Origin of the sequence: Microcella sp., assembly GCF_025808395.1 — a bacterium.
Taxonomy (GTDB): Bacteria; Actinomycetota; Actinomycetes; order Actinomycetales; family Microbacteriaceae; genus Microcella.
The window spans coordinates 875,373-899,455 of record NZ_CP075524.1; the positions used below are offsets into that span (position 1 = coordinate 875,373).

General features: G+C 66.7%; 30 protein-coding genes. 18 read left to right on the forward strand and 12 right to left on the reverse strand.

All coding sequences use genetic code 11. The annotated features are described in order from the left end of the window. Window positions 1–72 precede the first annotated feature (72 nt). Complete coding sequence (locus tag KIT89_RS04280; RefSeq protein WP_297603359.1) at window positions 73–933, reverse strand: NADH:ubiquinone oxidoreductase subunit 4 (chain M); 861 nt, start codon at window positions 931–933, stop codon at window positions 73–75. Between the two features lie 116 nt (window positions 934–1,049). On the opposite strand from KIT89_RS04280, the gene KIT89_RS04285 reads away from it, so the two are divergent. Genes KIT89_RS04285 through surE form a run of 3 tightly spaced genes read left to right on the forward strand, consistent with a single transcriptional unit; the run spans window position 1,050 to window position 3,148 of the window. Further along, the gene (locus KIT89_RS04285; protein WP_297603360.1) at window positions 1,050–1,319 is read left to right on the forward strand and encodes a Rho termination factor N-terminal domain-containing protein; all 270 of its coding nucleotides are present in this window, start codon (window positions 1,050–1,052) and stop codon (window positions 1,317–1,319) included. 20 nt (window positions 1,320–1,339) lie between these two features. Beyond that, window positions 1,340–2,374 carry a 1-phosphofructokinase family hexose kinase gene (locus KIT89_RS04290; RefSeq protein ID WP_297603361.1) on the forward strand — a complete coding sequence of 345 codons (1,035 nt, stop codon included), beginning with the start codon at window positions 1,340–1,342 and terminating at the stop codon, window positions 2,372–2,374. Window positions 2,375–2,380: 6 nt separating this feature from the next. Next, window positions 2,381–3,148: a 5'/3'-nucleotidase SurE gene (surE, locus tag KIT89_RS04295; RefSeq protein WP_297603362.1), complete on the forward strand. Its 768-nt coding sequence runs from the start codon at window positions 2,381–2,383 to the stop codon at window positions 3,146–3,148. On the opposite strand, the gene KIT89_RS04300 is transcribed toward surE, so the two are convergent. Then, the gene (locus KIT89_RS04300) at window positions 3,125–3,484 is read right to left on the reverse strand and encodes an HNH endonuclease (protein WP_297603363.1); all 360 of its coding nucleotides are present in this window, start codon (window positions 3,482–3,484) and stop codon (window positions 3,125–3,127) included. The two genes, surE and KIT89_RS04300, sit on opposite strands and share 24 nt — an antisense overlap. A 125-nt stretch (window positions 3,485–3,609) precedes the next feature. Between KIT89_RS04300 and KIT89_RS04305 the strand changes: the two genes are divergently transcribed. The 6 genes from KIT89_RS04305 to KIT89_RS04330 all read left to right on the forward strand — a co-directional run bounded on the left by KIT89_RS04305 (window position 3,610) and on the right by KIT89_RS04330 (window position 9,359). Next, window positions 3,610–4,917, forward strand: a complete 1,308-nt coding sequence (locus KIT89_RS04305; RefSeq protein WP_297603364.1) for a glycine-rich protein — start codon at window positions 3,610–3,612, stop codon at window positions 4,915–4,917. A gap of 189 nt (window positions 4,918–5,106) precedes the next feature. Then, entirely contained in the window at window positions 5,107–6,402 is a 1,296-nt protein-coding gene (locus KIT89_RS04310) for a helix-turn-helix transcriptional regulator (protein WP_297603365.1), read from the forward strand. 104 nt (window positions 6,403–6,506) lie between these two features. Next, window positions 6,507–7,160 carry a hypothetical protein gene (locus tag KIT89_RS04315; RefSeq protein ID WP_297603366.1) on the forward strand — a complete coding sequence of 218 codons (654 nt, stop codon included), beginning with the start codon at window positions 6,507–6,509 and terminating at the stop codon, window positions 7,158–7,160. A gap of 30 nt (window positions 7,161–7,190) precedes the next feature. After that, window positions 7,191–7,946 (forward strand): CDP-alcohol phosphatidyltransferase family protein, encoded by a 756-nt coding sequence (locus KIT89_RS04320; RefSeq protein ID WP_297603367.1) that lies wholly within the window; start codon window positions 7,191–7,193, stop codon window positions 7,944–7,946. Next, window positions 7,928–8,872 carry a lysylphosphatidylglycerol synthase transmembrane domain-containing protein gene (locus KIT89_RS04325; protein ID WP_297603368.1) on the forward strand — a complete coding sequence of 315 codons (945 nt, stop codon included), beginning with the start codon at window positions 7,928–7,930 and terminating at the stop codon, window positions 8,870–8,872. Before KIT89_RS04320 ends, KIT89_RS04325 begins: the two co-directional genes overlap by 19 nt. Before the next feature lie 40 nt (window positions 8,873–8,912). Beyond that, window positions 8,913–9,359: a DUF805 domain-containing protein gene (locus tag KIT89_RS04330; RefSeq protein ID WP_297603369.1), complete on the forward strand. Its 447-nt coding sequence runs from the start codon at window positions 8,913–8,915 to the stop codon at window positions 9,357–9,359. A gap of 27 nt (window positions 9,360–9,386) precedes the next feature. Here the strand turns inward: KIT89_RS04330 and KIT89_RS04335 are convergent, their stop codons facing one another. After that, entirely contained in the window at window positions 9,387–9,920 is a 534-nt protein-coding gene (locus tag KIT89_RS04335; RefSeq protein WP_297603370.1) for a DUF1697 domain-containing protein, read from the reverse strand. A 51-nt stretch (window positions 9,921–9,971) separates the two neighbouring features. Continuing rightward, window positions 9,972–10,442, reverse strand: a complete 471-nt coding sequence (locus KIT89_RS04340) for a hypothetical protein (RefSeq protein WP_297603372.1) — start codon at window positions 10,440–10,442, stop codon at window positions 9,972–9,974. Between the two features lie 107 nt (window positions 10,443–10,549). On the opposite strand from KIT89_RS04340, the gene KIT89_RS04345 reads away from it, so the two are divergent. Beyond that, entirely contained in the window at window positions 10,550–11,569 is a 1,020-nt protein-coding gene (locus tag KIT89_RS04345; RefSeq protein WP_297603374.1) for an AraC family transcriptional regulator, read from the forward strand. A gap of 15 nt (window positions 11,570–11,584) precedes the next feature. On the opposite strand, the gene KIT89_RS04350 is transcribed toward KIT89_RS04345, so the two are convergent. Together KIT89_RS04350 and KIT89_RS04355 are read right to left on the reverse strand one after the other, a co-directional pair. Then, on the reverse strand, window positions 11,585–12,583 hold the full coding sequence (locus KIT89_RS04350; protein ID WP_297603376.1) for a serine hydrolase: 999 nt from the start codon (window positions 12,581–12,583) through the stop codon (window positions 11,585–11,587). 326 nt (window positions 12,584–12,909) lie between these two features. Further along, window positions 12,910–13,353: a DUF5997 family protein gene (locus KIT89_RS04355; protein ID WP_297603377.1), complete on the reverse strand. Its 444-nt coding sequence runs from the start codon at window positions 13,351–13,353 to the stop codon at window positions 12,910–12,912. A gap of 45 nt (window positions 13,354–13,398) precedes the next feature. Between KIT89_RS04355 and KIT89_RS04360 the strand changes: the two genes are divergently transcribed. Further along, the gene (locus tag KIT89_RS04360; RefSeq protein ID WP_297603378.1) at window positions 13,399–13,953 is read left to right on the forward strand and encodes a LysR substrate-binding domain-containing protein; all 555 of its coding nucleotides are present in this window, start codon (window positions 13,399–13,401) and stop codon (window positions 13,951–13,953) included. 23 nt (window positions 13,954–13,976) lie between these two features. Here KIT89_RS04360 and KIT89_RS04365 read toward each other — a convergent pair whose 3' ends face one another. Further along, on the reverse strand, window positions 13,977–14,477 hold the full coding sequence (locus KIT89_RS04365) for an SRPBCC domain-containing protein (RefSeq protein ID WP_297603379.1): 501 nt from the start codon (window positions 14,475–14,477) through the stop codon (window positions 13,977–13,979). Next, complete coding sequence (locus tag KIT89_RS04370) at window positions 14,474–14,833, reverse strand: helix-turn-helix transcriptional regulator (RefSeq protein ID WP_297603380.1); 360 nt, start codon at window positions 14,831–14,833, stop codon at window positions 14,474–14,476. The genes KIT89_RS04365 and KIT89_RS04370 overlap by 4 nt, the downstream gene beginning before the upstream one ends. Before the next feature lie 99 nt (window positions 14,834–14,932). On the opposite strand from KIT89_RS04370, the gene KIT89_RS04375 reads away from it, so the two are divergent. Then, a complete protein-coding gene (locus tag KIT89_RS04375) occupies window positions 14,933–15,310 on the forward strand; it encodes a hypothetical protein (RefSeq protein ID WP_367275881.1) in 378 nt (125 codons plus the stop codon). On the opposite strand, the gene KIT89_RS04380 is transcribed toward KIT89_RS04375, so the two are convergent. The 3 genes from KIT89_RS04380 to KIT89_RS04390 all read right to left on the reverse strand — a co-directional run bounded on the left by KIT89_RS04380 (window position 15,307) and on the right by KIT89_RS04390 (window position 18,249). Beyond that, complete coding sequence (locus KIT89_RS04380; protein ID WP_297603381.1) at window positions 15,307–16,236, reverse strand: hypothetical protein; 930 nt, start codon at window positions 16,234–16,236, stop codon at window positions 15,307–15,309. The two genes, KIT89_RS04375 and KIT89_RS04380, sit on opposite strands and share 4 nt — an antisense overlap. A 175-nt stretch (window positions 16,237–16,411) precedes the next feature. Next, complete coding sequence (locus tag KIT89_RS04385) at window positions 16,412–17,218, reverse strand: ABC transporter permease (RefSeq protein WP_297603382.1); 807 nt, start codon at window positions 17,216–17,218, stop codon at window positions 16,412–16,414. Next, window positions 17,215–18,249 carry an ABC transporter ATP-binding protein gene (locus KIT89_RS04390; RefSeq protein ID WP_297603384.1) on the reverse strand — a complete coding sequence of 345 codons (1,035 nt, stop codon included), beginning with the start codon at window positions 18,247–18,249 and terminating at the stop codon, window positions 17,215–17,217. Before KIT89_RS04390 ends, KIT89_RS04385 begins: the two co-directional genes overlap by 4 nt. A 62-nt stretch (window positions 18,250–18,311) precedes the next feature. Between KIT89_RS04390 and KIT89_RS04395 the strand changes: the two genes are divergently transcribed. Then, window positions 18,312–19,298 (forward strand): YafY family protein, encoded by a 987-nt coding sequence (locus KIT89_RS04395; protein WP_297603386.1) that lies wholly within the window; start codon window positions 18,312–18,314, stop codon window positions 19,296–19,298. 7 nt (window positions 19,299–19,305) lie between these two features. Here KIT89_RS04395 and KIT89_RS04400 read toward each other — a convergent pair whose 3' ends face one another. Then, window positions 19,306–19,956, reverse strand: a complete 651-nt coding sequence (locus KIT89_RS04400) for a nuclease-related domain-containing protein (RefSeq protein ID WP_297603388.1) — start codon at window positions 19,954–19,956, stop codon at window positions 19,306–19,308. 160 nt (window positions 19,957–20,116) lie between these two features. Here KIT89_RS04400 and KIT89_RS04405 point away from each other — a divergent pair, with 160 nt between their 5' ends. The 5 genes from KIT89_RS04405 (at window position 20,117) to KIT89_RS04425 (ending at window position 23,902) form a co-directional block, all read left to right on the forward strand. Further along, window positions 20,117–20,446, forward strand: coding sequence for a nucleotidyltransferase domain-containing protein (locus KIT89_RS04405; RefSeq protein WP_297603390.1), 330 nt, complete (start codon window positions 20,117–20,119; stop codon window positions 20,444–20,446). Further along, on the forward strand, window positions 20,443–20,784 hold the full coding sequence (locus KIT89_RS04410) for a HepT-like ribonuclease domain-containing protein (RefSeq protein WP_297603392.1): 342 nt from the start codon (window positions 20,443–20,445) through the stop codon (window positions 20,782–20,784). The genes KIT89_RS04405 and KIT89_RS04410 overlap by 4 nt, the downstream gene beginning before the upstream one ends. Window positions 20,785–21,076: 292 nt before the next feature. Continuing rightward, window positions 21,077–21,520 (forward strand): hypothetical protein, encoded by a 444-nt coding sequence (locus KIT89_RS04415; protein WP_297603394.1) that lies wholly within the window; start codon window positions 21,077–21,079, stop codon window positions 21,518–21,520. 314 nt (window positions 21,521–21,834) lie between these two features. After that, entirely contained in the window at window positions 21,835–22,152 is a 318-nt protein-coding gene (locus KIT89_RS04420) for a nucleotide pyrophosphohydrolase (RefSeq protein WP_297603396.1), read from the forward strand. Continuing rightward, window positions 22,139–23,902, forward strand: a complete 1,764-nt coding sequence (locus tag KIT89_RS04425) for a DUF2075 domain-containing protein (RefSeq protein WP_297603397.1) — start codon at window positions 22,139–22,141, stop codon at window positions 23,900–23,902. Before KIT89_RS04420 ends, KIT89_RS04425 begins: the two co-directional genes overlap by 14 nt. Window positions 23,903–24,083: the final 181 nt, after the last annotated feature.

Here is a 24,083-nt window from a genome sequence, read left to right on the forward strand (position 1 = left end):
CTGTCGCCTGAGTGGTGCGAAGCCTCAAGGGGTTGACAGGGCGTCAACGCGCCCCGATAGAGCATCCGGCAGTCACCGCAGCCCGAGCTCGACCGCCATTTCGGCGCGGATGTGCTCGCGCAGCTCAACCAGCTCGGGGTACTGCGTGAAGAACCGCAGCTTCTGCGCCGCCACGCTCGGCCCCTCGAATGAGTCTTCGATGACGAAGGTCATGAACGACTCGGCGAAGTCTTCGCCGAGGTTCGTCGCCGCGTAGTCGCTCACGAAGTCGTCTTCGTAGGCGAGGTAGAACCGCCAGGCTGCGTCAGGGTCAGTGTTCTCGACGTCGACCGCATCGGGGTACCCCGCCCAGAACGCCACATAGAACTCGTAGAGGTAGCTGTCGTCGGCCGCGCATCCCTCGAAGAGATCGAGGGTGTCGCACGATGGCGCCTTTCGGTCGAAGTCAGCGTGATCGAAGCTGAACACGTGAGCGTATTCGTGGATGAGCGTCGCCACCAGCAGCTGCGGGTCATCGGCGGTCGCAAGATTCACCGCGAGAGTCCAGTAGCGCGGGTTCTGGTCTTGATAGACGTAGGCGAGCGTGTCGCTGCGGGGCGCGTCGCCCGCCCGGTACTGGATGATCACCTCACCCGCCACGTCGGCACCGACGATGCGCACGAACTGGTTCCAGACCTCGGCGGCCACACCTGTGGCGGCAGGCTCGAGCGAGCCATCAGCGAGCACGTCGAAGACCTGCACCTCGCCGAAGTCGGCATCAGACTCTGTGGGAGTCTGCGGGCCGTCGGCGCGTTCGGCCGGTGGGTCGCCCGCACGCCCGAGGGCCGACTCGACGAACTGCACGGCCACCGGGGTGATGAGCACCACGGCAGCGCCGCTGAAGAGCGCGAGCCCCACGAAGATCGCCACGAGGGTGGCGATGATGCGCGTCATGTGCCGAGCCTATTCGGCTAGCGCACGCCACCCGCACAATCAAGCCCCTGCCGCGCAGGCACGACCACGGCCTAGCCTCAGCGTCACCGCACGACACTCTGTCGACAGGAGCCATCATGCCTCGCGACCAAGACAACCCGAGTCTGAAAGACCCCGAGTTGTACGAGAAGCTGCGCGATGAGGGCGCCTCGGCTGAGAAGGCGGCGCGCATCTCGAACGCGGCTGCGCGCGATGGCAGGTCGAACGTCGGTCGACGCGGGGCCGAAGCCCGAGACTACGACGATCGCACGGTCGAAGAGTTGCGGCAACGCGCTCGCGAACTCGGTCTCACCGGCTACAGCAGCAAGCGCAAGGCAGAACTCATCTCTCTGCTGCGTGAGCACTGAACGGCACGCGGGGGTGCTCGATGAGCAAATCATCGCAGGCGGGCGACCGCGAACACCGCAACGGCAGGCCGAGAGGGCGCGCCGTGATCTTCGCCCCCGCCCCGTTGCTGACCATCACGATCGAAGACTCCCCCGGTGACGGACAAGTGCACCTGCACGCAGGGGGGCAAGGCGTGTGGCAGGCTCGCATGCTCGCGAGCATGGGCACGACGACGACCATGTGCGCGAGCTTCGCAGGCGAGAGCGGGCGCGTGCTGCAGAACCTCATCACTCACGACGAGGGGTTCGACCTCGTCGCCGTCGAGCGCGACGGCGACGGCGCTGTCTACATTCATGATCGCCGAGGCGGCGAACGGCAAGCGGTCATCGAGACCGATGGTGAGCCGCTCAGCAGGCACGCACTCGATGAGCTGTACGGCCTCACGATCGGTGAGGCGATGAAGAGCGATGTGACCCTCTTGAGTGGTCCGGCCGGCAGCAAGACCCTACCTGCCGACGCCTACCGTCGACTCGCCGCAGATCTGCGGTCGTGCCACTGCCACGTGGTCGTCGACCTTGCGGGCGATCGACTCGAGTCTGCTCTTGCCGGAGGCGTCGACGTGGCGAAGGTGAGCCACGAAGAGCTCATGGCCGATGATCGCATCACCGATGACGACGAGGGTCAGATCATCGATGCGCTGCGCACCATGCACCACGAAGGCGCCGACGTGGTGGTCGCCACTCGCGCCGACCGCGGCATGCTCGTGCTCGAGCAGGGCCAGGTGCACCGTGTGACTGCTCCGATCATGGAGGTGGTCGACTCACGAGGCGCGGGCGACTCGTTCACCGGAGCGCTGGCGGCGACCCTGGCGCGCGGAGCCAGCCTGCACCGAGCCATTCGCGTGGGTGCCGCCGCCGGGGCCCTCAATGTCACTCGTCACGGGCTGGGCACCGGAGACGCCGCGGCCATCCTGCGGCTGAGCGAGCTCGTGAGCATCACACCCCTCGACGAAGACCCGCCCGACAACCTGCATCTCTCGCCCGATGAGCTGGCGGGGCTCATCGATCGGAGCTGACCGCCCGTGCACGCACTCATCACGAACGACGACGGCATCGACTCTGCCGGACTCTGCGCGCTCGCGGTCGCGGCGCGCGACGCGGGCTATGACGTCACCGTCGCGGCGCCAGCCGAAGAGGCGAGCGGCAGCAGCGCCTCCATCACCGCCTCAGAAGCCGATGCCGTAACCGCTGCCGGAGGGCACGGTCGAATCAGGGTGACGGCGACCCAGCTGCCCGACCTCGATGTTCCTGCGTTCCGCGTCTATGCTGCACCCGCCCTCATCGCCCTGATCGCGGCGCACTCGGCGTTCGGGCCCGCGCCCGACCTCGTGCTCTCGGGAATCAACCGGGGCGCCAATGTCGGTCGCGCCATTCTGCACTCGGGAACCGTGGGCGCAGCCCTCACGGGCGGAGTGAACGGTGCGCGCGGGCTCGCCGTGTCGCTCGCCGTCGCGCACAGCCGTGCCCGCGCTCACTGGCAGACAGCGGCCGATGTCTCTGCTCGAGTCTTCACCGTGCTCGAGGCGCTCGAGCCGGGCACCGTGCTCAATCTCAATGTTCCGAACCTGCCGCACGCTGACGGCATCGACCTCGTCGAGGCGCCGCTGGCCGCGTTCGGCATCGTGCAGACGACGATGACCGAAGCGCACGACGAGCACATCGCACTCTCGATCGCCGACCCGCCTGATCGCTTCGAGCCCGGCACCGACGCCGCGCAGCTGGCGGCGGGCGCGGCCACGATCACGAGCATCCGATCGGTCATGCAATCAGACGTGCCCGTCTTTTCCTGACCCCGCGACGACGCGATTCGCGACCAGCCGCTCGAGAAATCGGCGTTCGTCACGCCGGGTGCGCCGCATCCAACTCGTCACTTCGCTGTTCGACTTGCTCGCGTTGCAGGGCCCGCACGCTGGCACGATGTTGTCGAGGGTGTACCGGCCGCCTCGCGCGATGGGCTGCACGCAGTCACGCTGCAGCGGGCGATCGGTGGCTTCGCAGTAGGCGCACCCGCCCCACCGCGTCTTCAGGTCATCCCACTGCGCTGGCGTCAGGTCATGCTCGACAGCGGCAATGCGGCGCTGTCGTCGCCGAGCGGCCCTGGCCTGGCGACTGTGGGGATGAGGCATTCGTTAAGCGTAGATCGGGGCTTGCTCTCGGGGGCGCACCGAACCGCTGACCAAGTACGCTCAGCAGACACGCGTCGAACGGGACGATTCACCTGCTCGCTCGAGACAGTTCACCGGAGAACCCCATGACGCTTGTGCCCCGCGCCACTGCTGCGACTTCTGCCACGATCGGCCTCGCTGCCCTCGCCCTCGTCATGACGAGTGTCGCGCCAGCCGCCGCCGCCGACCTCGCTCCGGTCGACGAGCGCTTCGATGTGGCCGACGTCGCCTCGAACGGCTTCACGACATGGACTGTGCCGACAAACATCTGCTCGATCGACGTCACCGCTGCGGGCGGCAACGGCGGTGCGGCGACCGAGCGACCGGGGGCATCCCGGGGGCTCGGCGCCATCATCGCTACACGCACCACGGTGACGCCTGGCGATGTCTTGACCGTCGCGGTCGGCGCGCGCGGTGTCGACGGCCGTCCCGGCGGAGAACCGGGCGGCGGCACGAGCTACTTCCAGGGTGGCGGCGGCGGGGGCGGATGGAGTGGCCTCGCAACCGGTGCCGTTCCCAGCCATGCGAACGTGGTGATCGTCGCAGGCGCGGGCGGTGCAGCAGGCAACTGGATGACCGCGCATGGCGGCAACGCCGGTGCCAATGCGCCTGACGTGTACTACGAGTGGGGTCCGGCGTGGGTCGGCGGCGGCAAAGCCGGCACCGATACGCAGGGAGGGGCCGGGGGCACCGGCGCTCTCACCGGCTGGCCTGGAACAGCATTGGCGGGGGGCACGGCCCAGAGCACGGGTGGTGGTGGAGGCGCCGGGTACTTTGGCGGTGGAGGCGGCACAGTCAACTATGTGCAGAGCGGCGGGGGCGGCGGCTCGAGCTTTCCCCTCACGGGTAGCGCCGACCGGTTGTCGTTCTCGATCAAGCAAGTGACCGACCCCGACAACGGCTGGGTCGTCATCAGCTTCGACCCCACCGACGCGGCCGACACCTGCATGACGCCGGTGACCAGCGCATCGGGCCCCAACGGCGAACCGCTCGCGGGCCAGACGGTTGGCCCCGGCGACACGTTCGAACTCGAGGGCAGCGACTGGCCAGCCGGTGAGGTGCTCACGTTCTCGTTCGAGACGCCGAGCACAGCACTCGGCACCGTCACCGTCGGGCTCGACGGCACTTTCACGTTCACCGGCCTGGTACCTAACGACGCGACGCCGGGCGCGCATCGCGTCGTGCTCACGCCAACCTCGGCCACGCTCGCGACCGTGCGCTACGACGTCACCGTCGCAGAGGTCGCCGCACCCGGCGTCGACGGCCCCGAACTGGCCGATACCGGAGTCAGCCGCGACACGGTCTTGACGACCGCCGTAGCCGCCGTCGCACTGCTGCTGGCGGCCGGCGCTCTCGCAGGGGCCCGCCATCGACGAGGTACTGCCGCGCGCTAGCATCACGGCGTCTGTGTTGTCGAGGGTGTATCGGCCGCCTCGTGCGATGGGCGGCACGCAGTCGCGCTGCAGGGGGCGACTGGTGGCTTCGCAGTAGGCGCACCCGCCCCATCGCGCCGCAGCTCTGCGGCCGCTCGCGCGAGACGACGATCGATACCGGATTCGCGCTGTGAGGTGCACACTGGTGCTGTGGGGCGGTCGAGTGGTGCGGGCGGGGGAACGAACCTCGCTCTGCGCGCCGTCACGCCCGTGCTCGTGCTCGTCGTGTGCATCGCGGCAGCGGTGTCGCTCATCGTGGCCCGCGGCGCCGACGTCGCGACCTATGTCACGCATCCCGTGTCGATCGTGGCCCTGGGTGGAGCCGCCGTGTCGATCGCCGCGATCGCGAGCGGGCGCAAGCTGCTCACGACCGGCTCGACGTCGTGGCTGCTCGCGCTCTCCGCGAGCGTGACGGTCTACCTGGCGCTCGGGGCCATCGCGACCGCCACTCACGACCCATCGGGGCCGAGCTCGGTGTGGGTCGGGCTGTGGGGCGCGTGGTGGATCGTGCCGCTCGTCATCGTGCAGCTCACCGCGCTGCGCATCGAGTTGATCACGCCGCGGTGGGCTGCCGTGCTGGTCGTCGTGACCGCCATCGCGGTGGCAGTGGCGACCATGCTCGCAGCGCCCTCTGCACCGTTCATGGGCGTGGCCCCGGCGGCGCCAGCTGGCTGGAACTCTTCGCTCATCTTGAGCCTGCTGACACTGCTGATCTGCACCGCCCTCGTCGTCGCCCCACTCGCCCTCGCCCTGCGCGCTCGACGCACCCCTGCCCAGCACAGAGCGGCAGCCCTGCTCGTGGCAGTGGCCTCGTCGGTGCCACCACTCTTGATCGTCGTGTGCGTGGGCCTGGCAGTGCTCACCTCGGGCGGCGATGTTGCGCCCACTCTCGGCAGCGTCGCATACTACGTCGCCTACTCGATCGGGTTGCTCGTCGCCGCCGTCGCCCTGACTGCCGCAGACCGACTCATGACCCTTCGCCCACGCTCGCCCGCAGATCGACTCGTGCGCACGATGGTGCTGGGGGTCAGCGCCAGCTACGGCGTGGTCGCTATCGTGATCGCGGGCACCTGGATCAGTGCGACCCTCTCTGACGTCGGCACTACGGCGACAGTCGTGGCGATCACCACCCTGGTGCTCGGCGTCGCCCTTCTGTGGTGGCGTGCTTCGACCGCCCTGCTGCGCCACGACAGACCCGCTGTCGATGAGCCTCTCACTGCTCGACTGGTGCTCTTGAGCCCCCGAGAGAACGAAGTGCTCGCACTCGTCGCAGACGGATGCCGCGACGCCGACATCGCCGCTCGCCTTCACTTGTCTCAGAGAACGGTCGAAGCGCACTTGCGCCGCGTGTTTCAGAAGCTGCAGCTCGACGCCGATGATGGTCGCAATCGTCGATTGGTCGCCGCTCGAGTCTGGCTCGAGTCGTCGACGTTGCGTTCTGGCTGACCTGCTCGAGGCGAAGTTAAGGGCTGACCCTGATGCCGGGCCGCTGCTCGTTGCGCGACGCTGACGACGACACTCACGTCACGTCAGAGCGAAAGGCCTCAGCCATGTCTCATCAGCAACCTCGTCAGATCTCCGTCACGCTGTTCACTCTTCTCGTTCTCGGCGTGCTGATGCGCGCGACATTCTTGCTGTGGCATCCGCCGTTCGACACCGACTTCTACGACTACGAGACGATGGCGGGTCTGCGCGAGTCATGGTTCGTGATGCACTTCTTCGTCGGCGCCCCTGGTGTCGTCATCGCCTTCGTCACGTTCGGGATGCTCGCCGTGACGCTCGCCAGCACCGGCAGGGTGGCCCAGACGCTGGCTCTCGCCGGCACCCTCGTGGCGAGTGCTGGGGCTCTGCTGTTCGGGTTCGGGCTGGCCGCCGAGGGAGTCGTCTGGCAGTGGACGACCGACCCCGCGGTGATCGACCCCGCTTCTGGTGCCGCCCTGCTGCGTGGTATCGAGGCCGCTCCCCTGACGACGCCGCTAATCATGCTGGGCAGCGCTGTGCTCATTCCCCTGGGGGTGCTGCTGCTGCTGGTCGCGATGCTCATCGCTCGCACGGTGCCGCGGTGGCTGCTCATAGCGACCTTCGCCATCTTGATCATCGGTGCCGTGGTGCCACCGGTGCCGATGGTCGCCGCAGTGTCGGTGGCGCTGCAGTCGATCGCCCTCATCGCGATCGGCTTTTTCGCAGTGCGAACACCGAAGTAATCTCGCGACATGCCGTGCTAGCTTCCCGGCATGGCACTGGCGCACTCGAGCACGCTCCCGCGTGGGCGGCGCTGGCGTGCGATGCGGGCGATCGGCACTCCGGTGCGGCGCTTTCTCGTGATCGCGTCGCTCGGAGTGCCGGTCGTGATCGGCATCGGGCTCTGGCTCTTCGCCGACGCAGGGCTTCTGGCGATGATCATCGGAGTGATCGCTTTCGTCGGGGGCACGGCCGGTGCGGCATGGCAACTGACGCGTCGGCACTCGCACAGTCGACTCGGTCTGGCGAACGTGGTCACCCTGCTACGCCTTGCGCTCGTGTCGGCACTCATCATTCCCTTGGTCGGTGCGAGCCCGGCACCCGTCGCGATCATCGCCATCGCCACCATCTCGTTGAGCCTCGATGGCGTCGACGGCTGGCTCGCCCGCCGACAGGGGCTGTCGTCTGACTTCGGGGGCAGCTTCGACATGGAGGTCGACTCGGTCTTCGCCCTCGTGCTGGCACTGCTCGCTGTCGTCGTGGGTGGTGCACCCTGGTTCGTGCTGCTGCTGGGTCTGCCGCGCTACCTGTTCTGGGTGGCCGGGGCTCTCTGGCCGTGGCTGTACGACCCCTTGCCCTCGCGGTACAGCGGCAAGGTGGTGGCCGTCGTTCAGATGATCACGCTCATCGTGCTGCAACTGCCCGGGCTGCCGTTCGCGCTCGCGACCGCGCTCACGGTGGGCGTGCTCGCGGCGCTCGGCTGGTCGTTCGGCCGTGACATCGTGTGGCTGTGGCGGCGCCGAGGCTAGGGCGCCGCGCGCTCATCGTCGCCGCGCAGGCGCTCGTGACGATCGCCCTGCTCGCGCTGCTCTGGCGGGTCGCCGATGGCGCAGACGCCGTGCGGGTGCTGCTCGACGCGAAAGCCTGGTTCATCGTCGCGGCTCTCGCAGCCCTCACCCTGCACACCCTGTTCGCCGCCGAGCGCTGGCGCCTCACAGCCGCAGCTCTCGGCCTCACTCTCGGCCGGGGTCGCGCGCTGCGCGAGTATTACCTGGCGCAAATGGTGAATCAGACCGTGCCGGGCGGGGTGGTCGGTGACGCTGGGCGCGCCGTGCGCAGCCGCGAACAGGCTGGGCTGACGGTCGCCGCGCAGGCCGTCATCGTCGAGCGCTTCGCCGGTCAGGCGGCGATGATCGCCACCATGGTGATCGCGGTGACGATCACCACCCTGCTTCCGGGCGGTCTCGAATGGCCGGGGTGGATGCTCGGGCTCGCCGCCACGATCACCCTCGTCTCTCTCGCCGGGCTCGCACTGCTGCTCGCTGCCGGACGTGTGCCGGGCCGCTTCGGCGCGCGCGTCGGCGAGCTTGCGCGCACGGCGACGGTCGCGCTCGTCGGCCCCCGTGTGGTGCTGCACCAACTCGTGCTCAGCGCCGCGACGACGGCGTGCATCCTCGCCGCGTTCGCGTTCAGTGCCCTCGCCGTCGGTCTCAGCCTGCCGTTCGGCGCCATCGTCTCGCTTGTTCCGCTGATGCTGTTGACGATGCTGATTCCGGTCACCATCAGCGGGTGGGGGCTGCGCGAAGGTGCGGCCGCCGCGCTGCTGCCGCTCGCCGGTGCCGCCGTGAGCGAGAGTCTCGCCGCCAGCGTGCTGTTCGGCCTGCTCGGCCTCGGGGCGGTGCTGCCGGGCGCGGTCGTCGTGTGGATGAGCTCGCGCGAGCGAGTGCACAATTGACTCTCGTCAGCACTGACCGGTGTGCAATACAGTGTGCGGCATGACGACAACGCCCATCTCGATCGCCGACCCCCTGTACGGCGCCACCTTCGGGCAAGCGATCGCTCGGTTCTTCACGAAGTACGCAACCTTCTCCGGTCGTGCGAGCCGCTCTGAATACTGGTGGTGGCAACTCGCCACCACACTCGTCTACACGGTGGTCGGCGTCGGTGCGGTCGTCATCGGTGTCGCGAACGGCGAGTTGAACACCGACGGTGACGTGTTCTATCTCGGCCCCGCATTCAACTTCGGCATCGCGGTCTTGGCCATCTGGACTCTGGCGACGCTCGTGCCGCAGATCGCGATCACGGTGCGGCGCCTGCATGACGCGAATCTCACCGGCTGGCTCGTGCTGCTGCGCCTCGTTGCCTCAGTGGGCGATGTCATCGTGCTCGTGCTCGCAACGCTGCAGTCGAATCCGGCCGGCGCGCGGTTCGACAAGCGCTGACCTCGCCCACCGGCTGCAGCTCGTCACCTACGGCGAGGCGCCGTACTTCTCGAGCAGTCGGGTCATCGTGGGTATGCCGCGCGAACTGGCCGGGGTGCCGACGATGCGCTCGACCAGGGGCGTGCCGTTGCCCTGGTGCTCGCGGTGGTTGAGCACGACCGCCCACCCCGTGCCCGAGTCGAGCACCGTGCACCGTGCCCGCCGCTCGGCGTCGAGCACTGCAGGGTCATCTGACAGCAACCGCGGCCCGTCGTGCAGGGTGAGCTCGCGCAAGCGGGCATCGGCGGTGTCTCCGTGCTGCTCGACGATGGGTCGCAGAGACTCGAGCGGGCGAGTGAAGACCTCGCGATCGAGACCGGTGGCGCGCGCAAGCGCGGCAACGGCATCCTGAGCCAAAGACTGCGCCGCATCGGGTGAGGCCGTGAAGATGACCGTGCCGTTGCTCTGGAAGGTCTGGGCGTCGACGATCGTCGCCTCGGCGAACGCGGCGAGAATCTGGGCCGTCGTCGGGCTCGCTCGCTGGCCGACATTGACGTTGCGCAGCAGAGCGACGTGCAGCATGCCCTCGACAGTACTCCCGAGCTTCGACGACAGCCGCGCCATGTGCGCAGCTCAGGCGGTCGGCAACAGCTTCTCGTGCGTGCGCGAGCCTCGCCACGGTTCGGGCGAACCCAGCAGTCGCTGAGCGAGCTGCACCCACGGAACGATCACGAGAAACGGCACAGCCCAGGCGCACGCGAAGAGCGTCTCGGCGACCCCGGCTGAGATCTCTCCGCTGACCGCGAGCGGCACCGCGACGACGCCGACCCAGATCAGCTTCCACAGCACATCAAACACGATGACGGCGAGCATGCGCACGGGTGAGAAGAGCCCGACGATCGCGAGCAGCTGCATGCCGCACAGCATCGCGTCGACGACACCCGTCATGAGCGGCTGGTCTGGTGAGGCGAGAATCAGGCGCGGCCAGGCCGTCAGCCCGAGCCCGACGACGAGCAGCAGATAGCAGGCGCGCAACGCGAGTCTGCGGGCGGGTGACACGACGGGGTGCGTTGCGCTCATGGGCGCGGTGGTGAGAACTGTCATGGTGCAAGGTTGCGGCGCGTGAGCCTCGCGAGCATGATCGTGTGAGTCACGCTTCTTGACCGTCGGGCTCATCGTCGTGCGGCTGGTGACTCGAGAGAGGACCAGCAATGCGACGACCCACAGTCGCGGCAGGAGTCGTCGCCGGGCTTCGGTCATACCTCGCTGCGCACGGCATCGACGCCGACGCGATGGTGCTCGCCGCAGACATCGACGGCGCGGCCCTCGACGACCCTGACGCTCGCATCGCGCTCGCCCGCTATCTGACACTCATGCGCTTGGCGTCGCACGCACTCGACGACCCGGTTCTCGCGCTGCACTACGGTGCGCACGTGCCCATGGCAGAGGTGTCGATACTCGGGTTGATCATGGAGGCGTCGACGACCATGGCGGGCGCGCTGCACCAGCTGCAGCGATACGGATCATTAGCGCTCGAACTCGACGACGGCCGCGACGAGCCGGCACTGCGGCTGCAGCACGCGGCAGGCAGACTGCTGCTCGTCGACACCCGACCGCTCGACACGCCGCGCGAACTCATCGACGAAGCGTTCGCACGCCTCGTCTGCGGGCCGCGACGGTTCTTGTCGCAGCCTCACGTGCTCGCCGTGCACTTCACCGCGCCCGAACTCGAGCACCACGCCGAGTATGAACGCGTTCTCGGCTGCCCCGTGATGGTCGGCGCGACAGCGAACATGCTCGAGCTTCACCCCGGCGTCGCCGACTGGCCCGTCGCGCAGCACCCGCCATACGTCAGAGCTCTGCTCACTGCTCGCGCAGACGAACTGCTCGACCTGCCCGAGGCGCCCCAGCACTACCGCGACCGCGTCGAGCACGAGGTGCGTGCTCGACTGCACGAAGGCGAGGTCTCGGCGACCTCGATCGCCGAACGCCTGCACTGCAGCCGCTCTACCCTGTACCGGCAGCTCAATGCTGAAGGCACGAGCCTGACCCGCATCGTCGATCAGGTGCGGCGCGACCTGGCGCTGGAGCACATGGCGAAACGCACCGCCTCGGTGCGGCAGGTCGCCTACCTCACCGGCTTCTCAGACCCTGCGGCGTTCTCGCGTGCGTTTCGGCGGTGGTCGGGCGAGTCGCCGAGCGCGTACCGCGATCGCGCCAGCTCGCCGTAGCCGCCGGCGAGCTCGTCAGCCGTCGATACCGAGCTCGTAGATGAGCTTCCAGGCGCCCTCAGAACTGTTGCCGAGCACCGAGATCGTGCGCTTCGACTCGGGGTCGTGCGTGCTGCGGAACGAGGCACCCGCGTCATACCCCTCGATGAACAGCGCGTCGCGGTCGAGCAGCAGAAACAGACCCATGCCGCTGCGCATGCCCTCATCGGCATCTTCGGCTCGAGGGCGCGCCATCTCGGCCACGGTCTCCGGTGAGACGACGCTGCCGTCGAGCAGCGCGCGCCAGAAGATCGTCAGGTCGCCCGCGGTCGTGTATGCGCCACCATCGCCGTTGCCCCGCACGGGCAGGTGCAGCACATTGGTGCGGTTGCCCTCGTGGTCCATGTAGCCGAGCGCAGCATCCGACGGCAGGTCGTCAGACCGCAGGTAGCCGGTCCGTGACATTCCCGCCTTGTCGAAGACGCGCGCCTGCACGAGGTCATGAAAGGGGGTGCCGCTGGCCCGCTCAGCCACCAGCGCGAGCACCATGTAGCCGCTGTTGCAGTAGGCGAAGCGCTCGCCCGGCGCGAACGACTGCTCGAACCCGTCGAGCACCGGCAGAAAGCCTTCGGTCGTGTCGAGCGTGTGCACGGGCACCGGCATCACATAGTCGTCGACCTCGAAGTCGCCGTCTTCGTCGATGTAGTCGCCGATGCCGGAATGGTGGGTCAGCAAGTGCTCGATCGTGACGGCGTCGTCGATGAGCGGCAGGTCGCTGTTCAGGATGCTGCGCACGGGTGTGTCGAGGCTCAGCACCCCCTCTTCGACGAGGCTCAGCACCGCGAGCGCCGTGAACGCCTTGCTGCCGCTCGCGATCGCGATGCGCGTGTCGGCAGTGTTCGGCACCTGCAGCGCGCGGTGGGCGAAGCCGTAGGCCTTGACCAGTTCGGGCTGGCAGTCGACGTCGATGCTGACGACTCCGGTGAACGATGAGGCTTCGGCGAGGGCGTCGATGTCAGATTCGGTGAGAGCCATGGTGTCTATCCAACACCCGCGGGGACGCTGATGACCGAGCTGCTCGTCGGGTCGCCGTATTAGTCTGACCGCGTGAGTGACTCTGCTGCAGTTCACATGGAAGGCGATGGGCGCATCGTCGTGCCTGCAACGATGCGGGCCCGGCATAGCTGGATTGAGGGCTCTACTCTCGTCGCGGTCGACACCGACCTCGGCGTGTTCCTGGCCGACCAGACTGGGCTCGAGCACGTCGTGAGAGCAAGACTCGCCGGTCATGACCTACTCGATGGTTTGCTCAGCACGCGGCGACGCGAGGCAAGCTACGACTCGCGGGCCTGAAGTTCGCGCTACTCGCCCTCGTCGTCGTGAGGTGCCTCGGACCGCGCGGGCCGCTCGCCGATCGCCGTGCCGGGCACGCGCCCGCTGCCGGGCACGTGCTTCTCGCGTTCGACGACGAGCCACTCAGGCCGGTCTGCCAGCAGCGCGCGAATCTCGTCTGTCGTCATCGAGTCGCTGACGCCGGCGCGCGCGAGTGCCGAGTTCGACACGCCGAGGCGGCGCGACACCTCATCACGCGGGTGCGGGCCTTCGCGGCGCAGCGTCGTGAGCCACTCGGGAGGGCTGTCGTTCAACGCCTGCAGCGCGCTGCGCGACACGGGCGCCGCACGAAACTCGTCCGGTGTCGCCGGCAAGTAGACGCCGAGCTTCTTCGCGGCGGTCGCGGGGCTCAGCAACTGCTCTTTCTTCGGCTTGGGCTGCTGGCGGCGGTCTTCGCGCGGTGCATCGGTCATGCCCTCGAGCGTACGGCCTCGACGACCCGCGGGTAGCCTGAGCCCATGCCTGATCCTCTTGCCGTCGCTTTCGTGCCCGGCGTGACGCCCGGCAAGTGGCAGCGCATCTGGCGTGAGCGCCGGCCTCGCGGTCGCCTCGATCTGGTGGCGATGCATCAGGATGCTGCGCTCGCCTCGCTCGACGACGGCACCGTGCACATGGCCCTGCTGCGTGACGTGAGCGCCGACGACGCCCGGCACGCCATCGCGCTCTACCGCGAATCGCCCGTCGTCGTCGCGCCGAAAGGCTCGCTCGTGGCGAGCCTCGACAGCGTGAGCCTTGCCGAGCTGGCCGAGGTCGACGATGTGACCGTGCTGCCGGTTGATCTCATCAGCGGCAGTGGTGCCGACGCCGTCGAACTCGTGGCCGCCAACGTGGGCGTGGCCGTCATGCCGCAGTCGGTGGCACGCGCACACTCGCGGCGCGACGTGGTGGCACGGCCGCTCACCGACGGGGTCGAGACTGGTATCTCGCTCGTCTGGCCGACGGCGGGCGCGCATCCCTTAGTCGATGAATTCATCGGCATCGTGCGGGGGCGCACGCCGAACAGCTCGCGCTGAGCATCCGGCGGTCGAGGTCGCCGCTAGGCCGAGGTGCCCTTCTCGGCGAGAATCGCGTCGATCTGCCCGATGCCTGCCTCGTAGCCTTCGAGGGCTCCGAACTCGACCGCCTGCTCGAACTCTTCGTCGCTGGTGAACGTGGTGATGATCGTCATGCGGGTGACATCACCGGTGGCCTCGAACGTCACCACGCTGCGGTTCAGGGGCTGCTCGTCTGGGTCGCCCTCGGCAGGAATGAAGGCTTCGTCGTAGACGATCTCGCGCGGCTCGTCGATGCTGATGAACCGCAGGCGGCCATCGAGGTGCTCGCCCTCGGGGTCGCCGACCATGCGGTAGAGCATCCGGCCCCCGGCCACGAAGTCGAACTCGCTGATCGTGGCCGGATACTCGGGAGGCCCCCACCAGCGCTCGAGCGTGTCGCGGTCTGACCACACGCTCCACACTCGCTCGACGGGGGCGTCGAACTCGGCGATGAAGGTCATGGTGCGATTGGCGGCGTCTTTCTCGGCGCTGACGAATGTCATGGCGTGGCTCCTTCTGGTGGTGTCTCGGCGAGGATGCTGGCGATCTGGTCGGTGCGCTGACGCCACAGGCGTTCGTACTCGTCGAGCAGCGCTTGCGCACGCTGCAGTTGCTCACGATCGGCGCTCACGATCTGACGGCGCCCGTCGCGTCGTTTGTGCACGAGTGACGCTCGCTCGAGCACGGTGACGTGCTTCTGCACGGCGGTGAAGCTCATCGCGTAGCGCTCGGCGAGGTCGCTCACCGACTGCTCGCGCTGCACCACCTGCGCGACAATGTCGCGTCTCGTGCGATCGGCAAGTGAGTGGAAGACTGCATCGATTTCTGCATCACTCAGCTCGGTTGATCGCACAACCATATGGTTACACGTTGTAGCTCGGCGCGCAAGATTTCGACGTTCGCGAGATAGTGCCGTCACACTCTGACCGCACGACAGAGAGGCCTCTACGATTGCCGTGTGACCGAGACGACGATGCCCGCCGACTGGGTCGAGCACCGGCGCGACGACCGCGAACGCCTCGGCTGGATTCACCCGAGCGGCGCGCTCTACACCGCCGTCGACGTGCTCGGCCGCGTCGTCGCAGCCGACGTCGAGTGGCTCGACGCCGAAGCCGCGCTCGACGAGCACGGGCTTGCCTGGCTCGCCGAGCCGTGGGGCCTGCGGCTCGACGACGGTCGCGTGCAACGCGTGCGCATCAGCCACTTGAGCCCGGCTGGGCTCACGGTCGTCGACGACGACTGGGGCGCGGCCGCAGCAGTCGGCGCCGGGATGCTCGAGCGCAGCCTGCCATGGCCCGCACCCGCCGCACTGCAGCCGTGGGGTGGGGTCGGCTAGAGCTTATTGTCGGCTGAAGGTGAGCCGCCGAATGCCTTGTTGGTCAGTGCCTCAAACAGTGCCTTCGCGACGACGGGGTCTTGAAGGTACTCGGCGACGCCGTGGTGGTCATCGCTCGTGTTCTGCACTTGGTGATGATTCTCGATGCCACCGGGCGGAAAGTCGGAGTCGTCCAGCGGCGTCAACGAGACAACGTCTCGCTCGTCGAATGCATTGAGCCACCGCGCGACAGACCGCGGGTATCTGCGGTTTCGAAGACGATCGTGAATCGCGGTGACGCCGAGCGGCGAGCCAAGGGTCAGAAAGAGTGGGACGCTCCAGTTGTGCTGAGACTCTCCGGCAAGCAAGGTCGATAGCGCGACGACGCTGCCCAAAGAGTGTGCGACGACGATGTTCGAGTCGTCCGCCGACATCGCCGTCGCCACGGCCGCATCCAGTCTGCGCTGAAACTCCGGGTCGGTTGCATACGCGTAGACGTCGCGCGTCGCCCAGAACAACGAAGCGATCCCGAGGGTCGGTGCGTGCTCATTCAAGAGCTGGAGCAATCGGCGCAAGATCGGATTGTTGCGAAATCCCAACTCACCGAACTCAGCGTCGGGCGCGAGAGCAATGCGATAATCGACCCCGAGTTCATCGGCGACATCTTTCAAAACCGCGATCGCGAACTCTTCTTCGTCCGGTGGCACGACCGTCTCGTCGCTCAGCACCTCTCCGTCGTTCAGCACGATCACTTCAGACTCCGGCAGACCTCTCGCTTGCGATTCAAGAGCGTTGCCGTAGTACGCGAAGCGAACATCGTTTTCATTGATGGTGACCGAATAGCCGTTGTGCCGCAGGCCCTGCTCAACCATGTCGATCCACGCCCGCTTCTCGTTCAGCGGAATCTTGCGCGCTTGCTTGCGCCCGTGCACCAGCACAATTCGCATCTGCCACTCCCATCACTCCACTTGGTCTTGACTGGGCACGAACATGACGTCTGAGAAATTTTGTGAAGATGGTTTCACATTTCGACGGCCGACAACAGTCCGAATCGTCACCTATCTGGTGGAGGGCGCACGGCAGGCGCCATGCCTCTGCCGAGTACAGTCGGCCGCCAGCGATTCAGTCACTCTTGCGCATCGCTCGCACTCCGACGACGAGACCGACTGCCGCGAGCAGTAGCGCTGCTATCCAGCCCCACATCACGACGGGAGCGAGCACGTCGCCGGAGAGCAACGCTCGCTCGGCCTGCACGACCCAGTTGATCGGATTGACTGTCGCGACCACGCGCATCCATTCGGGCCCTGCGTCGAGAGGCAGCAGCACTCCGGAGAGGATGAGCAGCGGAAAGATCAGCGTCTGCTGAACTCCCCAGAAGAGCCACTCGCGGCCCTTCGTGACGATGGCCAGCGTGTACGACAGCGCACCGAGCCCGACGCCGAACACGGCGAGCAGGGCGAGACCCACAATGAGCCCGACGACGTCGAACGCGAAGCCGAACGGCATCGCGATGAGCACGATGATCATTGCTTGCACGACGATCGGCACGATCTCTTTCAACGCGCGCCCCACGAGGAGTGAGGCTCGAGAGATGGGTGCCACGAGCGTGCGCTCGTGCGAGCCCGTCATCACTTCGTACTGCAGGTTCGAGCCGGTGGCCCCGGTGCCGAAGAGCACGATCATGACGACCACGCCCGGCACGAACCAGGCTAGAGTCTCGCTCACCGGAGCGCCCGATTGACCGACGAGCAGCGGGGCGAACAGCCCGAGAAACACGAGCGGCTGCACGAGGCTGAAGATGAGCGTGAAGGGGTCGCGCACGACAGGCTTGAGGTCGCGCACGAGAACATTCCAGGTATCGCGCGCCGGGTTGCCGCGCACGACCGTGGCGGGCTCGAAACGTTCGGCGGTCTCGGTGAGGGGGGTCATCGCACTGCTCCTTCGTTCTCGACCGCGCCGGGCGCGGTCTGGTCTGGTTCTGCCTCGGCTGACTGGTCGGCATCGCGCAACGTTCTGCCGGTGAGACTGAGAAAGACGTCGTCGAGGGTCGGTGGCACTCCGGTGGCGCGGGCGACCGTGATGCCCGCGGCATCGAGTTCGCGCACCGCGTGAGGTAGCAATGCGGCACCTTCGGGGGCGGTGACGACGAGATCGGCCGCACCCTCCTGCCGCACCTCACGCCCGGTGAGTCGCGCCACGATCGGCACAGCGCGATCGGCGTCGTTGGCACTCTCGAAGCCGAGCGTCAGCAGGTCACCCGCGAGCTCTGCCTTCAATCGCGCGGCGGTGTCGTCGGCGATGACCCTGCCTTGATCCATGACCATGACGCGCTCGGCGTAGCGGTCGGCTTCTTCGAGGTAGTGCGTGGTGAGAAACACCGTCGTGCCGAACTGCGTGCGCAAGTCGAGAATGTGTTGCCACAGGTTCGCTCGGCTCTGCGGGTCGAGGCCGGTCGAGGGCTCGTCGAGAAAGATGAGCGGTGGGGCGTGCATGAGCCCGAGCGCAATGTCGAGGCGCCGCTTCTGCCCGCCGCTCAACTGCTGCACTGTGCGAGTCGCGAAGCCCGAGAGGTCGAGCGACTCGATCAACTCATCGGCGCGAGCGATCGAGGCCGAACGCGTCATGCCGTAGAACGCGCCCTGGCTCAGCAGCTCGTCGCGCGTGCGCTGGGCAAAGCTGCCGCTGTTGAGCTGCCCGACATAGCCGATGCGGGCACGCACGCCTGCCGGATTCGTGAGCACGTCGTGGCCGACGACGCGAGCGGTGCCTGAGGTGGGCGGAATGAGTGTGGTGAGCATGCGCAGACTTGTCGACTTGCCCGCGCCGTTCGGGCCGAGAAAGGCGACGAGCTCGCCGCGTGCTACCGAGAAAGTGAGGTCGGTGACCGCCTCGACGGTCTTCTTCTTGACGGTGAAGCGCTTGGTGAGCCCGTGCGCCTCGATGATGGGTTGGTGTGTCATGGACAGCACTGTAGGAGGGCATCCGGTCAGATTCTGTCCTCAATCTGCGGCAGAATCTCACCATGTCTGACACCACCAGCCGCGCACTGTCGTTGCTCAACCTGCTGCAGACCCACCGGCACTGGGCCGGTTCAGAACTGGCGGCGCGCCTCGGCGTCACCGAGCGAACGGTGCGCCGCGACGTCGAGCGTTTGCGCGAGCTCGGGTACCGCATCGAGTCGGTGCCCGGCGTCGCGGGAGGCTACCGACTCGAGGCGGGCAGTGCCGTACCTCCCTTGCTGCTCACCGACGAAGAAGCAGTCGCCATGGCGATCGGGCTACGCATCGCTGCCTCGCAACGACTCGTCAGTGGGCCCGAGACGACCCTCACCGCACTCGCGAAGCTCGAGCAAGTGTTGCCGGCACCACTGCGTCGACGCGTGACCGCCCTCGCCGAGGCCGTGCAACCCGCCGGGCTTCAGGCGGGGGCCGCCGTGTCGAGCGAGGTGCTCGGCGAGCTCGCGCTTGCATGCCGCGACCACGAACGGGTGCGCTTCACCTACACCTCGGCGGCCGGCGAGGTGACGCGACGCCGCGTCGAGCCGCATGCGCTCTCACCCGCCGACCGCCACTGGTACTTGCTCTGTTGGGATCTCGAACGCGACGACTGGCGCACCTTCCGAGTCGACCGCCTCGAGAACGTCGAACACTTGCGGGTGACTTTCGAACCGCGACCCCTCACCGCCGAAGAGATCGAAGATTTCGTGCTCGTCGCCCGCTCGTGGACCAGGCAACCGGTCGAAGCCGACGCGGTCATGCAGTTGCCCCTCGCCACGATGAAAGAACACTTCGGCATCTGGGCGCAGGGCGCTACCGCCGAGGGCGACAGCCACACGCGGTGGCCGGTCGGCGGCGCCGACTTTCGCGAAACCATGTACGGCCTGTCGTGGATTCCGGCCGGCGTCGACTACACGACCGACCTCGCCGAACCCGCGCGGTCAGAACTGCGGGAGGCCCTGGAACGCATGCTGCGGTCGCTCGACGCCCCGCCACCCGGCACAGCAACCTGACGCCGGGTCACGCCCGCACAAACCGCCGATCGAGCACGTCGGCCACCGCGCCCACCTCGATGATGGGCTCCACCGCGCGCTGCAGTTGTGTCGCCAGCCGGTTCGGCCACATCACGTCGACACCCCGCACCGTGAACGGGCTGGCGAACATGGGCCACTGGGCGTCGATGAAGCACAGCACCCCGTGCACCGGAACATCACCGACGACATCCTCGACAAGCGCCACCTGCTTGAGCACGCCCTCGACAAGCCCTGTCTTGTCACTCCCCCGCACGAACAGCCGTTCGACGCGCGGGCGAAAGATGCCGCCCTCGACCCGCAACTGCGGCTGCTTGTTCTGGTAGCGCTTCGTGTCGATCACCCACACCCCGCCGGGCGTGACGGCAAGGTGATCGATGTTGGCCCTCGATCGCGGAATCTTGCGATCATGCAGAACCCGGATGCTCTCCGACGCGATCCCGTTCAACCGAGCCGCGACGCGCTCTTCTCCGATGGCGCCCGAACTCCAGGCCCGCGTGCTCTGACGCTCCGGCGTCAGCGCGACCGCAATGCCCCCAAACGGCCCCCAGTTGGCACGCGTCGCAGCCTCGTCTTTGGCGCGGCGCCGCTCGTACTCACGCCGAGCAGACCCACCCGCAACCCCGTTGTCGTCAGTCATGCCCTGACGCTAGGCGAAGTCGAGCAGTGCTCGACAGCCCCCAAGGTGGGGCGGGTGCGCTGCGTCGGCTTCCGAGCACCAAGCGGCGGTCGACGCTAGACGTACCGAGCTCGCGAGCTTTGCTTCGCCCCTAGTGAGGTGCCCCCGGTATCCTCAACGCATGTCGACTACCGCCGCAACTCCCGAGACGCTCGCCCTGCGCGAGCTTCTCGAGGCGCGCCGTGGTGAGTTCGACGCGCTCCTCGAGAAGTACCAAGCAACGCGCCCCCGGCTGTTCGGATCAGTCGCCCGGGGAGACGCCGGGCCAGACAGCGACATCGACATCGTCGTGACCATGAATCCAGCCGACGGAAACCTCCTCATGCGAGCGTCCGGCCTGATGGAAGAGACTCGCTCGTTGTTCGGCCGCGACGACATCGACATCTTTCCCGAGCAGCTGCTCAAGCCCTCGATCTCAGAGACTGCACTCGCTGACGTGGTGGCGCTGTGAGTCGCAGCACCGAACAGCGCATCGCCGACATCCTCGAGGCGATCGGCCGGTGTCAGCGCTATGTCGACGCGCTCAGCAGCGACAACAGCGATCTCGTCGACATGGCTGAAGACGCCGTCGAGCGCAACCTGCAGATCATCGGGGAGGCCGCCAAGCACCTTCCCGCCGATCTGACAGACGCACACCCCGAGATCGCCTGGCCCCAGATCCGTGGGTTTCGCAACATCCTCGTTCACCAGTACTTCGGTGTCGATACCGACACGGTTCGCGACGTTGTCAAGACCTACTTGCCACCGCTCGCCGCGGCGCTGCGAAGCCACAACAGCAAGCTCGAGTAATTCCTTCGCGCTTCGCGCTGCCTCTGGCCCGCTAGGTCAATAGCACGGCCTAGGGATGAACGATCCCGCGCTCCACGCGCTATTGCGGCGCCGGGCCGACCTACCGCCTCGCGTCATCAACCCACACCCCGCCCGGCACCACGCCAAGAACGATGTTGGCCTTCGAGCGCGCAGTGCACCTGGCAATGTCTTCGTCTTCGACCATCACTATTCGCGACTGTCATGGGGCCAGCGGGTGAAGCGATGTCTCTGCGTCTCTACGAAAGGGTTTGAGAATCTCGACGAGTCTCGCGTGGTCTGGCTCGATGGATCTGCGGAGTCGCCCACGCGAATCGGAGTGGAGATCGTTTGGTCGCACGATCAAGAGCTGCAACCCGTGCGCGGGAATGAGGGCTTCCCTGCGTTGGTCGTAGAGAGCGCGCTGAAGACCGCGGTGAACGCCACTGATGGTGAGTCGATCCGGCTTGTCGAAGAAGGGAGTCGGAGCGTCGTGTTGACTCTCTCGATACTCGACAACCAGCCCGAACGGGGGCCAGTAAGCGTCTACCGGAAGTCGAACCTTCCGGCCGCTTTGCCCGGGGTCACCTTCGAGCCATTCAAAGCGATGCTGTCGCGACGCGGGCTGACCGAGGATCGCGTCACAGAGGTCGATCACATACGATTCGTCACTGGCGGCACGACTACGCGAACCCTGTTGATCGCTCACGGCGCCCCCGAGGCAGAACCCCTCAGATAGGCGAACCCCAACTTCCGAAGAAAAGCAAGCCATGCTTTGCGTGTCGCAGTCAACCCGACCGCAAGAACCACCAACCACATCCAAGGATGGGAAGAAGCCGATTCGATGAAAGCCTGGAAGAGCAAGACGAGGCCATTCCAGATCGCCTCCGAGCGCATGGCCCAGAGCGACCATGCATCAATCGTCATGGCCCCGCCTCCTGTCGTTTCGAGTACACGTGAGCAAGTTTCCACCATGGATCCGACATTGCGTGTCGCGGCCCGCCGGGTCGTCATCCGAGGCAGTGTCATCTCTCCAGGACTACGCTGACCATCATGACCGACGCCGCCCGCGACGCCCTGCGCGCATTCGTGGCCGAGCGCGACTGGGGCCAGTTCCACACCCCCGAGAACCTCGCCAAGAGCATCTCAATCGAGGCGGCGGAGCTGCTCGAGCTCTTCCAGTGGAACTCTGAGGCTGACTACCAACGCCTGCGAGACGAACTCGCCGACGTGCTGACCTATTGCGTTCTGCTCGCCGACAAGATCGACGCAGACCCCCAGCAGCTGGTCCTCGACAAGCTCGAGCAGACCCGCGCAAAATATCCGGCCGAGAAGTCGCGCGGACGCAGCGAGAAGTATGACCAGCTTTGAGATTCAGCGTGTGCCGTTCGACAAGCACGCCGTTCGCGCCTGGGCCAAGGATGACCCTCGCCGCCGCAACTGGCCCGTCGTGTACTTGCTCGAGAGCGGCCGGGGTGGCCGACCGAGCGGCGGCTTCGACGACGTCTACGTCGGCGAGACACTCAACGCCGAAGCGCGCATGCTGCAGCACCTCGACAACGACGAGAAGCGCGAGGCGCTCGCTGAAATCCGCGTGGTGCTCGACGACCGCTACAACAAGTCGGTGTGCCTCGACCTCGAGTCGCACCTGATCCGACTGCTCGCTGGCGACGGCACCTACCGAGTACTCAACCGCAACGAAGGCATCACCGACTCGGCCTACTACGACCGCGAGCTCTACCGCGAGTCGTTCCGCGACGTGTTCGAGCAGCTGCGGGCTGAGGGCATCTTCACGCGCAGCATCCCTGAGATCGAGAACAGCGACCTCTTCAAGCTCTCCCCCTACAAGGCGCTGACCACCGACCAGGCGATCGCCGTCGAAGACATCGTCGACGGGCTGCTGCGAGACCTCGAAACCGACACCGGCAACCTGCTCGTCGTGCAGGGCGAACCCGGCACCGGCAAGACCGTCGTCGCCATTTACCTCATGAAGCTGCTCGCCGACATCGCCGCATCGAAACCCGACGACGAGCCCGACGCCGACTCGATCTTCTCCGACTACTTCACCGCTGGGCACCGCGAGCTGCTGCAAAACTTCCGGGTCGGGCTGGTCGTGCCGCAGCAGTCGTTGCGCAAGAGCATCCAGCGGGTATTCAAACGCACGCCGGGGCTACACCCCACCCAGGTGATGACGCCGTTCCAGGTGGGGGCGTGCGATGAGTCGTGGGATCTACTCATCGTCGACGAAGCCCACCGGCTCAACCAGCGCGCCAACCAGCCGTCGGGCATCCAGAACCGGCAGTTCATCGACATCACCACGAAACTCTTCGGCGCCGACGACACCAGCAAGACCCAACTCGACTGGATTCGCGCGCGTAGCCGCCACCAGATCGTCATGGTCGACCCCGAGCAGAGTGTGCGCCCCGCCGACCTGCCGCCCGAACTGTTGCGCGACCTTGTCGACGAAGCGAAAGGCGACGGGCGGCACTATCCGCTCGTCTCGCAGATGCGCGTCAAGGCTGGCGACGACTACATCGGGTGGGTTCGGAGCATCTTGCGCCCGGGCCCTCCCGATCCGGATGCTCCGACTCTCGCACACCGCACCTTCGAGGGCTACGACCTTCGGTTCTTCGACGATCTCGGCGAAATGCACGACGCCATCCGCGAGCGCGACGCCGAACACGGGCTCGCGCGCCTCGTCGCCGGCTACGCGTGGGAGTGGAAGAGCCGCAGCGACCCCACCGCCTACGACATCGAGCTCGACGGCCGCCAGCTGCGCTGGAACACCACCGCCACCGACTGGATCGCCTCGCGGAATTCGATCGACGAAGTCGGCTCGATCCACACCGTGCAGGGCTACGACCTCAACTACGCCGGCGTCATCATCGGCAACGACCTTCAGTGGGACGAGGATGCTCAACGCCTGGTCATCGACCGCGACAGCTACTTCGACAAGAAGGGCAAAGAGAACAACCCGACGCTCGGCAAGACGTACAGCGATGAGGATCTGCTGCGCTATGTCTGCAACGTATATGCGGTTTTGCTGACCCGTGGGATACGAGGGACTTACGTGTACGTTTGCGATCCCACATTCCGCTGGCGGTTGGAAGGTCACTCGTAGGACGGTGACCTCTTTGAGGATTGCGACTCAGCGCATTTAGGCACTTGAACTTGTGCACGACCGAATCAGTCTGCATACAGGCGATGTCTCCTTTCGAGAAGGTCTCAGTAGGCTGATTCGACGGAGCAGATGCCTGTCGTCCGAACGATCGAATACTGTTGGGTTCGGGCGATCCCGGAGG

Coding starts and splice junctions, on each gene's coding strand:
- KIT89_RS04380 (WP_297603381.1), bottom strand. CDS start 16,236: ATGCGAATTGTGCTGGTGCACGGGCGCAAGCAAGCGCGCAAGATTCCG.
- KIT89_RS04395 (WP_297603386.1), top strand. CDS start 18,312: ATGTCTGACACCACCAGCCGCGCACTGTCGTTGCTCAACCTGCTGCAG.
- KIT89_RS04405 (WP_297603390.1), top strand. CDS start 20,117: ATGTCGACTACCGCCGCAACTCCCGAGACGCTCGCCCTGCGCGAGCTT.
- KIT89_RS04305 (WP_297603364.1), top strand. CDS start 3,610: ATGACGCTTGTGCCCCGCGCCACTGCTGCGACTTCTGCCACGATCGGC.
- KIT89_RS04285 (WP_297603360.1), top strand. CDS start 1,050: ATGCCTCGCGACCAAGACAACCCGAGTCTGAAAGACCCCGAGTTGTAC.
- KIT89_RS04340 (WP_297603372.1), bottom strand. CDS start 10,442: ATGACAGTTCTCACCACCGCGCCCATGAGCGCAACGCACCCCGTCGTG.
- KIT89_RS04300 (WP_297603363.1), bottom strand. CDS start 3,484: ATGCCTCATCCCCACAGTCGCCAGGCCAGGGCCGCTCGGCGACGACAG.
- KIT89_RS04365 (WP_297603379.1), bottom strand. CDS start 14,477: ATGACATTCGTCAGCGCCGAGAAAGACGCCGCCAATCGCACCATGACC.
- KIT89_RS04425 (WP_297603397.1), top strand. CDS start 22,139: ATGACCAGCTTTGAGATTCAGCGTGTGCCGTTCGACAAGCACGCCGTT.
- KIT89_RS04390 (WP_297603384.1), bottom strand. CDS start 18,249: ATGACACACCAACCCATCATCGAGGCGCACGGGCTCACCAAGCGCTTC.
- KIT89_RS04360 (WP_297603378.1), top strand. CDS start 13,399: ATGCCTGATCCTCTTGCCGTCGCTTTCGTGCCCGGCGTGACGCCCGGC.
- KIT89_RS04370 (WP_297603380.1), bottom strand. CDS start 14,833: ATGGTTGTGCGATCAACCGAGCTGAGTGATGCAGAAATCGATGCAGTC.
- KIT89_RS04335 (WP_297603370.1), bottom strand. CDS start 9,920: ATGCTGCACGTCGCTCTGCTGCGCAACGTCAATGTCGGCCAGCGAGCG.
- KIT89_RS04280 (WP_297603359.1), bottom strand. CDS start 933: ATGACGCGCATCATCGCCACCCTCGTGGCGATCTTCGTGGGGCTCGCG.
- KIT89_RS04355 (WP_297603377.1), bottom strand. CDS start 13,353: ATGACCGATGCACCGCGCGAAGACCGCCGCCAGCAGCCCAAGCCGAAG.
- KIT89_RS04315 (WP_297603366.1), top strand. CDS start 6,507: ATGTCTCATCAGCAACCTCGTCAGATCTCCGTCACGCTGTTCACTCTT.
- KIT89_RS04290 (WP_297603361.1), top strand. CDS start 1,340: ATGAGCAAATCATCGCAGGCGGGCGACCGCGAACACCGCAACGGCAGG.
- KIT89_RS04345 (WP_297603374.1), top strand. CDS start 10,550: ATGCGACGACCCACAGTCGCGGCAGGAGTCGTCGCCGGGCTTCGGTCA.
- KIT89_RS04420 (WP_297603396.1), top strand. CDS start 21,835: ATGACCGACGCCGCCCGCGACGCCCTGCGCGCATTCGTGGCCGAGCGC.
- KIT89_RS04320 (WP_297603367.1), top strand. CDS start 7,191: ATGGCACTGGCGCACTCGAGCACGCTCCCGCGTGGGCGGCGCTGGCGT.
- KIT89_RS04400 (WP_297603388.1), bottom strand. CDS start 19,956: ATGACTGACGACAACGGGGTTGCGGGTGGGTCTGCTCGGCGTGAGTAC.
- KIT89_RS04385 (WP_297603382.1), bottom strand. CDS start 17,218: ATGACCCCCCTCACCGAGACCGCCGAACGTTTCGAGCCCGCCACGGTC.
- KIT89_RS04350 (WP_297603376.1), bottom strand. CDS start 12,583: ATGGCTCTCACCGAATCTGACATCGACGCCCTCGCCGAAGCCTCATCG.
- KIT89_RS04330 (WP_297603369.1), top strand. CDS start 8,913: ATGACGACAACGCCCATCTCGATCGCCGACCCCCTGTACGGCGCCACC.